General features: G+C 57.6%; 10 protein-coding genes. 1 reads left to right on the top strand and 9 read right to left on the bottom strand.

Translation table 11 applies throughout. The features are described 5' to 3' along the window. Positions 1-232: 232 nt before the first annotated feature. From CPY64_RS18005 to CPY64_RS17965, 9 genes are all read right to left on the bottom strand, one after another. On the bottom strand, positions 233-1,021 hold the full coding sequence (locus CPY64_RS18005; RefSeq protein ID WP_009463818.1) for a cyclase family protein: 789 nt from the start codon (positions 1,019-1,021) through the stop codon (positions 233-235). 245 nt (positions 1,022-1,266) lie between these two features. Beyond that, a complete protein-coding gene (locus tag CPY64_RS18000; RefSeq protein ID WP_042484948.1) occupies positions 1,267-2,295 on the bottom strand; it encodes a carbon-nitrogen hydrolase family protein in 1,029 nt (342 codons plus the stop codon). A 15-nt stretch (positions 2,296-2,310) separates the two neighbouring features. After that, complete coding sequence (locus tag CPY64_RS17995; RefSeq protein ID WP_009463820.1) at positions 2,311-3,234, bottom strand: fumarylacetoacetate hydrolase family protein; 924 nt, start codon at positions 3,232-3,234, stop codon at positions 2,311-2,313. Positions 3,235-3,328: 94 nt separating this feature from the next. Next, complete coding sequence (locus tag CPY64_RS17990; protein WP_042484950.1) at positions 3,329-4,453, bottom strand: cupin domain-containing protein; 1,125 nt, start codon at positions 4,451-4,453, stop codon at positions 3,329-3,331. A 21-nt stretch (positions 4,454-4,474) separates the two neighbouring features. Beyond that, positions 4,475-6,811: a bifunctional salicylyl-CoA 5-hydroxylase/oxidoreductase gene (locus CPY64_RS17985; RefSeq protein WP_042484953.1), complete on the bottom strand. Its 2,337-nt coding sequence runs from the start codon at positions 6,809-6,811 to the stop codon at positions 4,475-4,477. A gap of 130 nt (positions 6,812-6,941) precedes the next feature. Beyond that, the gene (locus CPY64_RS17980) at positions 6,942-7,385 is read right to left on the bottom strand and encodes an acyl-CoA thioesterase (RefSeq protein ID WP_042484955.1); all 444 of its coding nucleotides are present in this window, start codon (positions 7,383-7,385) and stop codon (positions 6,942-6,944) included. Positions 7,386-7,480: 95 nt separating this feature from the next. Beyond that, entirely contained in the window at positions 7,481-7,996 is a 516-nt protein-coding gene (locus tag CPY64_RS17975) for a MarR family winged helix-turn-helix transcriptional regulator (protein WP_052362948.1), read from the bottom strand. Positions 7,997-8,229: 233 nt separating this feature from the next. Beyond that, positions 8,230-9,735, bottom strand: coding sequence for an indolepyruvate oxidoreductase subunit beta family protein (locus CPY64_RS17970; RefSeq protein WP_042484958.1), 1,506 nt, complete (start codon positions 9,733-9,735; stop codon positions 8,230-8,232). Between the two features lie 23 nt (positions 9,736-9,758). Then, positions 9,759-11,969 (bottom strand): thiamine pyrophosphate-dependent enzyme, encoded by a 2,211-nt coding sequence (locus tag CPY64_RS17965; RefSeq protein WP_042484961.1) that lies wholly within the window; start codon positions 11,967-11,969, stop codon positions 9,759-9,761. Between the two features lie 199 nt (positions 11,970-12,168). On the opposite strand from CPY64_RS17965, the gene CPY64_RS17960 reads away from it, so the two are divergent. Next, on the top strand, positions 12,169-12,627 hold the full coding sequence (locus CPY64_RS17960; RefSeq protein WP_009463827.1) for a MarR family winged helix-turn-helix transcriptional regulator: 459 nt from the start codon (positions 12,169-12,171) through the stop codon (positions 12,625-12,627). The last annotated feature ends 91 nt before the right edge of the window (positions 12,628-12,718 follow it).

Raw genomic sequence — 12,718 nt, 5'->3', positions numbered from 1 at the left:
CGTAACCTGAAAAAGGCTGCGTAAGGCTCGTCTACTGTCTCCGCTAAAACCGGCTGCCTGACACCAAGACTGGCTGTATGGCTGGATCTCTATTCATTCTTTTGTGAATTTATTTTATTGATGAATAGTTTACGGATAAATATATACTGCCGAATATAATGGAAAACCACTAGGTGAGAAAACAGCAGAACCGCATGGTACACAGTTCTGCCACTTCCCCACCGTTTTCTACTTACTGAGCAACCAGTGCGACCACGCGCAATGGGCTGCCGGAACCGCCTTCAATCTTCAAAGGGGCCGACATGATCAGTGCACCTTGAGGGGGCAGCTGATCCAGGTTGCACAAGCACTGCAGACCGTAGCGGTTGGCACCGTGCATCAGGGTGTGGCAAGGGTAGCCAATAGGCCAGGAGTAGGATTGGCCAGCATCGGTGTTGATGGTTTCAACGCCAAAACCGTGAACCTTGCGCTCGTGAATCATCCACTCTACCGCTTCCTGAGCTGGGCCAGGCGTGTGAGCACCGTCTTCACGCATGTTCAGGAATGCCTCGGCGTCGTTCACGCGCTTGGACCAGTCGGTGCGAAACAGCACCCAGGCGCCTTCAGGGATACGGCCATGCTTGGCTTCCCAGTTCAACAGGAACTCGGAGGTCAGGATGAAGTCTTCGTTCTGGGCCACTTCAGCGGAAGCATCAACCACCACGGCAGGGCGCAGGAAGTTGTCCACTGGAATAGTGTCGACCGTGTTGTCTGGATGGTCCTTGCCGGAGATCCAGTGCGCAGGCGCGTCAAAGTGGGTACCGGTGTGTTCGCCACAGGTGAAGTTGTTCCAGTACCAGCCTGGGCCGTTTTCGTCGTATTGGCTGATGCGCTCAATCGAGAAACCGGCAGTCTGGCCAAATTGGGGGGGCAGTTGCAAGGCGGGGAAGCTGGGAGACAGGGTTTGGGTCAGATCCACGAAACGGACCTGCTTGCTGTCGATCGCCTGGATAAAGGCTGCCAATGGGTTCTTGTCGCTCATTTCATCTCCTACTTGGGTCTTATGTCGTCGTTATCGTTGCCTGCCCTGCATGGCGCAGGATAGGGACCAGCCGTTAAAACAGCCCGCTCCTTCAGGCCCGGCACCGCCTTCTTTACAAAGGCAGCTTGCATCTTGGACCGCTGCGGCAAGGCCACGGCGGTTTTTTTGAGCAGGTCGCTTGAGCAAAGAGACCCGTCAAAAAACGGTCCCGATCCACTGGGGGAAAGGGACCGTCTTGAACCCTCTTACACTTCCTTGTCGTCCAGAACGGAGAACTCGGCAGGATTCAGGTCTGGCTGGGACGCTGCGTCGCCTTCGTAAAAGCGGGCAGGCGTCAAAGCCTTGCGGTTCACACGCAGGTCAAACACGTCAAAACGGTTGTAGTGACCGGTGATGTCGTGCATTTGACGCGGCTGGATGCAGCGCGACAGATCGATGTCGGCGTAGGCAATGCCTTCCTTGTCGATCAGTGCTTCGCCCTGAACGCGGCCATCGGGGCCAATAATGCCCGAGAACGCGCTGTTGGGACGAGCCAGCAGATCACGTGCTTCAGGATGGCTGGCCGACATGGCTTCGATGATTTCCTCGGAAACCGTCGAGCAAGCCACCACCGTAAACACCTTGCCTTCAAAGCAGTGAGCAGCGGCACGCAAGCGAATCGCTTCAGCCATGTCGTAGTCTTTTGGTGCCACGGGCAAGGCGATGTAGCTGGCAACGTGGACCAGTTCACCTTGCGACAACAGGCTGAAACGAGCCAGCGTGTTGGTGTTTTCACCGCAAGCCAAGGCACCCAGAGGGCCGATGGTGGTGTCATGCACACGCATCGAGGACGCATCACCGTTGGCCCAGGTCAGCTTTTCAGCCCAGGTGGGAACCAGTTTGCGGTGACGGCCCAGAATGCGACCGTCCGCGCCGATGGTGACCAGCGTGTTGTAAATGGTGCCGATGCCAACGGGACTGCGCTCGTTCACACCCAACACCACGTTGACCTTGCGCTGACGACAAACTTGCGCAACCTTCTGGATCTCGGGACCGGGCACTTCGATGGCCGATTTGCACAGGCGCTCGAACCACGGGCTGCCGTCGATCGGGTTCATCACCCAGCTCCAGTAGGGGTAACCGGAGACGAACACCTCGGGAAAGGCGATCAGCTCGGCACCGTTGTCGGCTGCTTCATTGATCAGACGACATACTTTTTCGATGGTCGCATTCGTGTCCAGGAACACAGGCGCTGCCTGAACGGCGGCGGCCTTGAACTGACGCAATTCCAGCATCATGCTCTCCTTTACTTAGTTTTGGGGGGTCACGTCCACGATGGGGTGACGCAATTCACCGATGCCTTCAACCACAGCGTGCACCACGTCACCAGGCCACATCCACTCTTGAGGATCACGGCCAGCGCCCACGCCTTCCGGGGTACCGGTAGCGATGATGTCACCGGGTTCCAGCGTGATACCGGCGCTGATGTCAGCGATCAGGTCGTTCACGTTGAACAGCATGTGCTTGGTGTTGGAGCTTTGCTTGGTCACACCGTTCAGAGTCAGGCTCAGGTTCAGGTTGTGAGGGTCGGTCAGCTCGTCAGCAGTCACGATAACGGGACCGAAAGGAGCGTAGGTGTCCTGGCCTTTGGAGTAGATCCACTGACCGGCACGACGGCAGTCACGGGCGCTCACGTCGATCATGACGGAGTAACCGAACACGTACTTCAGGGCGTCTTCTTTGGCCACGCGCTGAGCACGGGTGCCCATGATCACGGCCAGTTCAACTTCCCAGTCCATTTGCTGAGTGATGTTCTTGTTGTGCTCGATGGCATCGCCAGGGCCAACCACGGTGGTTGGTGGCTTGGAGAAAATCACGGGCTGTTTGGGCAGCTCTTTGGAGGTGTCCAGAGTGCGGCTGGATTCGGCCACGTGTTCCACGTAGTTCAGGCCGATACCAAAGATGTTCTTGCGTGGGCGTGGGATAGGAGCCAACAGCTTGACGTTGGCCAGGGGCAGTGCCACACCAAAAGGCATATCGTCGGCGTAGGTTTCCAGCAAGCGAGCCGTGGAGGTCACAGCGGCTGGGCCCAGGTCGATGAAATCGAGCATATTGTCAGGCAGCATGTGGCCAGTGGCGTCGCCCAGGTAACCCAGGTCAACCACCAGATCGCCCACAATGGCACCCAGGCGGCCAGCGGCAGCAACTTCACTACGGTACGTTACAAGACGCATTTCTATCTCCAGATTGGGCCATCTATGCGGATGGCTTAAGTAAATCAGGTCAGCCTGCCGTGGCAGGCTGTTCATATAGCTTAATTAAGTAGTCTTACAGCAAGACTTGATGGCCACCGTTCTCGGCCAGCGCTTCTTCGCGGTACAGATTCAGGGCACGCATCACGGGCAGGTCGTGGAACGAGAACAGGCAAGCGTCCTCGGACGAAGAACCGTTCGCGTGCTCGTGGAACATCCAGGATGGTACGCAGAAAATGTCGCGTTCGCGCCAGTCAAAGCGTTTGCCATTGATGATCGAATAGCCTTCACCCTTGGCGCATTGGTAAATGATGCTGCCGGTGTGACGGTGGGCCTTGGTGTGCTCGCCAGGGCGCAGCATTTGCATGCTGGCACCGATGGTGGCCATGACAGGACCGCCGGTCAGCGGGTTGATGTAGTCCATGATGACGCCATCAAAGGGGCTGCCGTCCGTAACCTTGGCGTAGGCCGACAAGGCTTCGTAGGTAGGCTCCCACTCGTACTTGAGCAGGGGCGAGTACGGTTTTTGCCAGTCGTGCAAGGTAGGCTTCAGGCCACGACCGCCCCAGATACCCACCGCGTCGTTGACGGGGTGCGTAATGGCCTGGGACAGGTCAGGGTGAACGGCGTAGAAACCGGCTTCCAGCGCGTTGACCAGTGGAATGTCCAGACCGTCTTGCCAGATACAAGGCAGGCCGTCGGCTTCCACGCCGTGCTCGTGCCAGCAGCCGTTAGGCGTCAGCACGAAGTCGTTGGCGCCCAAGGTCATCTTGTGGCCGTCCACGATGGTGTAGGCACCACGGCCTTCCATGATGAAACGCAGGGCCGAGGAGGAGTGCGCATGTGCGGAAGCCGCTTCGCCCGGTTTCATGACCTGCAAACCGGAGTACAGCCAGCCCACCGCCGCCGAGACTTCCTGGCGACCGGGGTTGTTCAGGTAAATCACACGACGACCGGCCTTTTCAGGGCTGACCAAATCCACCGAACGCAACACGTAGTCGCGCAGGTCGCGGTAGCGCCACACCACAGGCACGGATTCGGACTTGGGCTCCCAGGGCTCAATCTTGTTCGCCACGGTCCACAGGGCACCGGCTTCAAACTGAGTCAAATCCTGGTAGTACTTCACCAATTCGGGCGTGTCCTCAACATCTGCACGACCGAGCACGCTTTCGCGGTGGGTGTCAAAACGTTCTTCCGACATGATGCTGTCTCCTTTCGTGTTTTATGACTTGGCAGGGCCGTCCTGGGCCACTGGCGCACGTTTGATTTGACGCTGCAACCAGTCCTTGCCCCATTCGTACTGAACGGGCCAGGCCAGGTCGGTGTAACCCAGCTCCGCTGCCTGACGTTGTGGCCAGTTCGCGTCGGCCAGGAAGCCACGCGACAGGGCGCACAGGTCAGCACGGCCTGCAGCAATAATGCTGTTGGCGTGATCCGCTTCCATGATCGAGCCCACCGCCATGGTGGCGATACCGGCTTCGTTACGGATACGGTCGGAGAATGGCGTCTGGTACATGCGGCCGTAAATTGGCTGCTGCTCCAGCACCACTTCACCCGAGGACACGTCGATCAGATCGGCACCGGCTTGCTTGAACAGGCGGGCAATTTCCACACCGTCGTCCGCCGTGTTGCCACCTTCGGCCCAGTCTGTTGCCGAGATACGCACCATGATGGGCTTGTTCTCCGGCCAGACGGCGCGGATAGCGGCAAACACTTCCAGCGGGTAAGCCATGCGATTTTCCAGACTACCACCAAATTCATCACTACGCTGATTAGTCAGCGGCGAAATGAAGCTGGACAAGAGGTAACCGTGGGCGGCTTGCAATTCGATGCAGTCAAAACCGGCCTGGTCAGCGCGCTTGGTGGCAGCCACGAATGCATCACGAATTTCGTCCATCTGGGCACGGGTGATCTCGGCAGGCACGGCAGTGACGCCAGCCTGGTAAGGCAGGGCGGAAGCCGACACCAAAGGCCAGTTGCCTTCAGTCAATGGCTGATTGGCTTTTTCCCAGCCCAGTTGCGTCGAACCGCGACGGCCAGCATGGCCCAGCTGCACACCAATCTTGGCACCCTGTTCGTGGGCAAATGCCACCACAGGTTTCCAGGCATTGGCCTGCTCGTCGTTCCACAGACCGGTACAACCGGGGGTGACACGGCCTTCAGGCGTCACGGCAGTCATTTCAGCCATGATCAGGCCAGCACCACCCATGGCGCGGCTGCCGTAATGCACCTGGTGCGTAGCACCGGGCATTCCCTCCTTGGCGCTGTACATCAGCGTGGGCGAGAGCACGACACGGTTCTTCAACTGCATATCGCGCAGCTTGAAGGGCGTGAACATGGGCGATGGGGCCTTTTCACCGTCGGCCAGCTTCAAGCCGGCTTCGGTCGCCATCCAGCGCTCGTATTTTTCCAGCCAGGCGGCGTCACGCATGCGCATGTTCTCGTGCGAGATGCGCTGCGAACGGGTCAGCATGGAGTAGGTGAACTGCTCGGGCTTCATATTGGCGTAACGGGCCACGTTCTCGAACCATTCGGTCGAGTTGCGGGCAGCGTTCTGAATGCGCAATACGTCCACGCTACGAGCGGCTTCGTAATCTTTCAGGGCCTCTTCCATGGACTCGTGGTCCATGTGCTGGGCCAGCGTGATGGCATCTTCCAGAGCCAGCTTGGTGCCGGAACCGATGGAAAAGTGAGCGGTGTGAGCGGCGTCGCCCATCAGCACCACAGGAACCTTCTTGCCGGTGCCGTAATCTTGCCAGTGCACCCACTTGTTGCAGATAACGCGTGGGAAGCGGATCCAGATGGCCGAACCGCGCAGGTGGGTGGCATTGCTGATCAGCTTGTTGCCATCCAGATGGTCGGCAAACAGCTTCTCGCAGTAGGCAATGGCCTCTTCCTGCGACATTTCGCCAATACCGGCTTTCTGCCAGGTCTCTTCAGGCGTTTCCACGATGAACGTGGACAGGCCATCCTGGAAGCGGTAGGCGTGAGCCTGGAACCAGCCGTGCTCAGTTTCAACAAAAATGAAGTTAAAGGCGTCGAACACTTTTTCCGTACCCAGCCACACAAAGCGGCAGTTACGGGTGTCGATATCAGGCTGGAACACGTCTTCGTAGCGGGTACGAATGGCGCTGTTGATGCCGTCAGAAGCAATCAGGATATCGGCGTTGTACTTGCGGGCCAGTTCAGCTTCGTCCGTGACCACGGTCTCAAACACCAGCTTGACGCCCACTTCTTCACAGCGGGCTTGCAGGATGTTCAGCAATTTCTTGCGACCAATCCCGATAAAGCCATGGCCGCTGGAGCGCACGGCGCTACCTTTGAAATGGCACTCAATGTCGTCCCAGTGGTTGAACGCGTCACCGATGGTCTGCGCGGACACGGGGTCAGCTTCACGCAGGTTTTCCATGGTGGCGTCCGAGAACACCACACCCCAGCCAAAGGTGTCGTACGGTCGGTTGCGCTCGACTACAAAAACCTCGTTCTGAGGGTTTTGCAATTTCATCAGCAAACCGAAATACAAGCCGGCTGGGCCTCCGCCAATACATACGATATTCATGATATGTCCGTATGGTCTGAATACATGCTTCTGAGCATAGTATATTTATTAATAAATATTATACAAGTCAACTATTTAAATCAAAAAAAATGGCTAACCTGCACACTGCCTGCTACTACTTCAAACTAGATCAAGCCTGGCTGCTTTCTGCCTGGGCAATCACGTACTCTTGCATGGGGTTACGCAGGAAGTCGGGGATAGGAATACCCAGGTGCGTCTCCAACGAAGTGGTCACCACAGTCTGACGCACTTGCATGCGCAGCACGCCGTCCTTACCGATGCAGCGCAACAGCAGCTTCAAGGAGCTATTGCCAATGCGTTCCACACCCAGGCTCATCACCACATCATCACCCATACGGCTGATGGACTTGAACTCGGCCTCAATGTGCACCGAAGGCATGCCCACCCGTTTGCTGGCGATCATGTTGTGAAAACCCTCGGGGGTCATGGAGTCGATCCATGCTTCCATCAGGTCGTTAAACATCACAAAGTACTGCGGATAAAAAACGATACCCGCTGGATCGCATTCCGAAAAACGGATGCGATGTTCTTGTTCGTACAGCTTGGAAACCATGTTGTAGACACCTTTTTAGCAAGTGTTTTGTGCGCCTGTTCGTGACGCTATCCGCATCCTGCCTGGTTCACAGGCCTGGCAGGATGCACCTTATGCTAGCTGGCCGCGCTTTGCAGATGAACCCGTAGCAGGCCCAGGTGCTGATGGATGTGCACGACTTCCTCGGTACCCAGCCCTTCAAACATTTCTGCAATCCAGTCGCTGTGGGCCTGGGCCATCGCCTCGAAACTGCTTTTGCCCTTGGGGGTGAGACGCAACACCCAGGCACGTCGGTCAGTGGGGCTGCTCTGGCGAGACACCATGCCCTCGCGGGCCAGCTCGTCAGTCAGTCCGGTAATATTGCCGCCGGTCACCATCAGATAGCGCGACAACTCGCCCATCTTCAGACCCTGCGGGTAGCGGTACAACTGGGCCATATAGTCAAAACGGGCCAGCGAAATATCAAAATTCTGGCGCAGGCGGCGACGGATTTCGTCCTCGATCTGCTTGGTGCAGGTCAGCATGCGCAACCACAATTTCAGGCTGGCCGGGTCCTTGGGACCGACGCGGCCTTCAAATCCGGCATCGGCCGGCTCTACCAGGAATTCAAGTGCTGCTTCGCTTTGATTCATATTGTTTTTCCCCCAAACTTTGGCTAATTTCAGTTTGACCAACAGCGGGATATTCTTGCTTGAACAAGTGGCCAAGTAGACACGGGATCGTTGGCTTTCAGGGCCTTCTTCGCAGTGCCAATCCGAATTTATATTCTACTATGAATATTTTAGAAATAAAGTATTTGGGGGTATAAAAACGCGTCCTCAAGGGTTTTCACCGAGGCCGCCCGAAAGCGGCCCGGTGTGGCCCCTTACACCAGTGCGTACTGGCGCAGGGCAGCCTCCAGCTTCACGCCATGCTCGTCGGCCAAAGCCGCATCGCGCAGGGCGCCCAAAATAGCAGGCGACAAGGTGCTAGGGTTGCGCTCCAGAGCCGACATCACGGTCTGGTAGTTACGCAAGCCACGAGCATGGGTATCGCCATAGCCTTTGACCAGACGCTGACACTGGGCAATTTCCAGTGCCAGAGCCGGGTGGGCATCGGCAGCCTGTTCGATCTGCTTCAACCAGCCTTCAATGCGCTGCTGCTCGGCCTGGTAACGCAGCGTGCGACGACGCCAGCGCTTGAAGCCCGAGAGCAAGTACAGGGGAATGAAGCCGCGCACCGAGCTGGTTTGAATCACGCGACCGGATTTGGTCTGGGATTTCACCAGCTTGTTGCCCCAGGTAGGACGCATCAACCAACGGCCAACGCTGGCAAACGGCAGGATCTCACTGATTTCTTCCACGCGGGGGTGCATGTATTCGTTGATCGCCACGATCTGGCCGTCGGCAGCGCGCACTTCTTTATGCACACGGTCAAAACGGCTGGAGCGGGTCTTCAGTTCGGCCACGCGAATGGCGTCCTCGTAGGACATCCACAAGGCCAGATAACGGCCGGTTTCACGGATCAGGGCCACATCGTCAGGACGGGCAAACTGGCTGATCTTTTTCAGGCGGTCCAGGTACAGATTGGCGTAGGCCACGTCCTGAAAATCCAGCACACGGCGCACACCTTCCACCACGATAGGCTGGGCCTGCTCGGGCACTTCGGCACGGACGCGCTCAATCAGCTTGGCCACTGCAGGGTCGCGGGGGGCCAGCGTCGCCATATCAACCGGCTTGTTTTCCGAATCGGCCTTGCCAGCATCGCCTTCAGCGACACGGGCGTAGGCGGCACCAAAAGCCTTCAGACTGGGTTTGACGCCCACGCCACCGCGTTCGATGGTCTGCTCGAACTGCGAGCGGCTAAAAGGCAGCACGCCGGTGCTGGCCAATGCGCCAAACAGCACGGCGGAAATCACGCTGCCCGAATCCTCGGCCGCTTTTTCCATATTGAAGTACACAAAGCGCTTGGCAGCCTGGGTTGCGTGCGCAATCAGGGCATTGTCGTCCACACGGCCATCACCCATGGCCGATTTTTCGGCAATGGAATAGACACGGTGAGTCGAAGCGATCAGCGTGGTGCGGTCCTCTGTCACCAGGCCACGTTGTACGGCGCGACCGGCTTCCATCAGCTCGGAAGCCAGCACCACGTCCACGTCACCGGGCATGGGCATCAGGGCCAGCACAGGCTTTTTGCCATCCACGGCGGCCGAGTGCGGGAACAGTTCCACGTAGTAAATCGTGGCGCCGGTACGCTGGGCCACGCCAGGCACCGAGGTGGTCTGTGCAAAGTAGCCGTTTTGTTCGCCCAGGTTGACGATCCAGTCGGCCAACACGCCGCCGCCTTCGCCACCCATGGCCAAAATAGCAATCTTGATTGGTTTGATCTGCATGATAAAAATCTCTACGGGTGTGCTTAGAAGGCCAGACGATCACGACGAGCAGCGTCACGACGCTGCAACCAGCCGATAAAGCCACGGCGGGTTTTTTCGCGGAACTTGTCCCAGCCAGTCGGGTTGCTGACCACTTGTGCACGGTAGAAAGACGGGCACAGAATCGCGGCGTGGGAAACCTCGCCACACAGACCGCAACCCACACAACTGTTCATCACGTTCGCCACCGGGTCCTGACGCAGGGCGTCCGGATTGGGGCGAATCGACAACGACGGGCAACCGGACAAGCGGATGCAGGAGTGATCGCCGGTACACGTGTCCGGGTCCACACCAAAGCGCTCGCGCACCACACGTTCGCCCGCAGCCACGGCTTTACGCACCTGGCCTTTCTCGCGACGCTGACGGTTCAACATACATTCGCTTTGCGCCACCAGCACCTTGGGACCTTTTTCCTTGGTCGTCAGGGCTTCACGCAGGGTTGCCGTCATGGTCTTCAAGTCATAGGTGCGACGTATCATGCGCAGCCATTCCACACCCACACCACGCGCCGCTTTCTCGATCAGGTGACCGGTACTGCGCGTTTCGTTCTTAGCCTTGGAGGACAGAATGTCCTGACCGCCCGTAGCCGCGGTGTAGCTGTTGTCGATCACGATGGTCAGGTTGTCACTGCGGTTGAACACGGCGTTGGCAATACCGCTGGTCAAACCGTTGTGCCAGAAACCACCGTCACCCATCACCGAAATCGCACGCTTGTCCGAATCCACGTTCAAGGCGGCCGAACCAGCGCCACCCAGGCCATAACCCATGGTGGTGTTACCCAGGTTGAAGGGCGGCAGAATGGAAAACAGGTGACAGCCAATGTCGGCCGACACGTGGTGTTCGCCCAATTCGCGCTCCACCAGCTTCAGTGCGGTAAAGATAGGACGCTCGGGACAGCCGGTACAAAACCCTGGCGGACGGGCATGGACGTTCTCATCCAGGCTGCCCAAGGGTTTCACTTCAGCGGCTTCCACTTCCACCAGGCTGGCTTGTTCTGCTTTAGGACGCTCCACGGTCTCGACTTTCATCGGGATCACGCGTGGTTTGCGGGCTGGCAGGGGCTCGATGCGCTCGTATTTTTCCATGAAGGCACGCAGGCCTTTCAACATGGTGGCGGTGTTGTATTCACCGGCCAGAGGCAGCAGATCCTTGCCGTGCAGGCTTACGTCCACATTGTGACGACGCACGATATCGGAGATGTTCTGTTCCACAAAGTTGGGCTGACCTTCTTCCAGCACCAGCACCGCACGCTTGCCTTCACAGAAGCGAACAATTTCAGATTCGATCAGCGGGTAAGCCACGTTCATCACGTACATGGGCACTTTGGATTCGCCAAACACGTCGGCCATATCCAGGTGCTCCAGAGCACGGATCACGGTGTTGTAGCCACCGCCCTGAACGATCAAGCCTACGTCATCGGTGCCATCAGCAAAGAATTCATTCAACTGACGCTCTTCGATGAACTTGACGGCGTTCGGCCAGCGCTGTTCGATCTTTTCTTTTTCATGCAGGAAGCTGGCGGGCGGCAACACGATACGGTTGATATCGCGTGTGGGCTGCTCCATGGCTTCTTTGATGGTGAACTTGGCGCGGCGGTTGTCCGAGGCCACAAACTGACCATGCACGTGACAGGCGCGAATACGCAGTTGCAGCATCACGGGGGTGTTGGACGCTTCGGACAGATCAAAGCCGTCTTTAACCGCTTGCACAATACAGGGCAGGTTAGGACGCGGGTCCAGCATCCACATCTGGGATTTCATGGCAAAAGCGTGGCTACGCTCCTGCATGATGGACGAGCCTTCGCCGTAGTCTTCGCCCACAATGATCAGCGCACCGCCCTTGACCCCACCGGAGGCCAGGTTGGCCAGCGCGTCCGAGGCCACGTTGGTGCCCACGGTTGCTTTAAAGGTGATGGCGCCACGCAGCGGGTAGTTGACCGACGCGGCCAGTGTTGCCGCCGCCGTTGCCTCGCTGGCACTGTTTTCAAAACGGATACCGTTCTCTTGCAAGATGTCCTGGGCATCGGCCAGCACGTCCATCAAGTGCGAGATAGGCGCACCCTGGTAACCGGCCACGTAGGACACGCCCGATTCCAGCAGGGCCTTGGTCACCGCCAGAATGCCTTCGCCACTGAATACGTCTCCATCACCCAGGCGCAGCTTTTTGACTTCTTCGACAAACGATCGCTCAGCCATTTTTCTTTCCTTACTTACCGCTCATTGTGAACATGGTATTTATTTTCATCTGAATATGTTTATATCTCAACATATCCATCCTCATGGTTTTCCCTAGTAAAGTCAGCAAATTATTTGCGACACGCAAACGGACAGCTTGGTTATAGTGAGCCCTGTTGCCGCCTTGCGGCACCCATTAGCCTGTAATGACAATAAGCACATGAGCCCCACCGAACACGACACCGTCTTTGTCGAAAACTACCTGCCCGCCTTGTTGGCCCAGGCCAGCCAGCTGATCTCTGCCGAATTCCACGAAGTGGTGCTGAGCAACGGTTTGTCCATTTCCGAGTGGCGTGTCCTGTCCACCCTGTCGGGTGCGGGCGAAGTCAGTATTGGCCATCTGGCTCGTATTGCCACCACCAAACAACCCACCGTCACCCGCCTGCTGGACAGGCTGGAAAAACAGGGCTTGCTGCGTCGCGTGGCCCACGATGTGGACCGCCGCATTACGCTGGTACGCATTACCGAGGAAGGCCAAACCCTGATCTCGGGGCTGATTGCCAAGGCTCGCCTGCACGAACAGGAAGTGGTGCAGCGCCTGCAGCCACTGGATGTCGGCGCCCTCAAGACCACCTTGCGGCGGCTGATTTCCGAGCAGCACGACTACAACGATCAGTAAAACGCAGCCCGCCCGGCCACACTATCGGTTCTAACCCTGCGTAGACGGTATGTAACAAATAATGGCCTTCATTCCTGTGATTAACTCATTG

The organism is Alcaligenes faecalis, assembly GCF_002443155.1.
Classification (GTDB): domain Bacteria; phylum Pseudomonadota; class Gammaproteobacteria; order Burkholderiales; family Burkholderiaceae_B; genus Alcaligenes; species Alcaligenes faecalis.
This window is presented reverse-complemented; position numbering and strand designations above follow the sequence as displayed.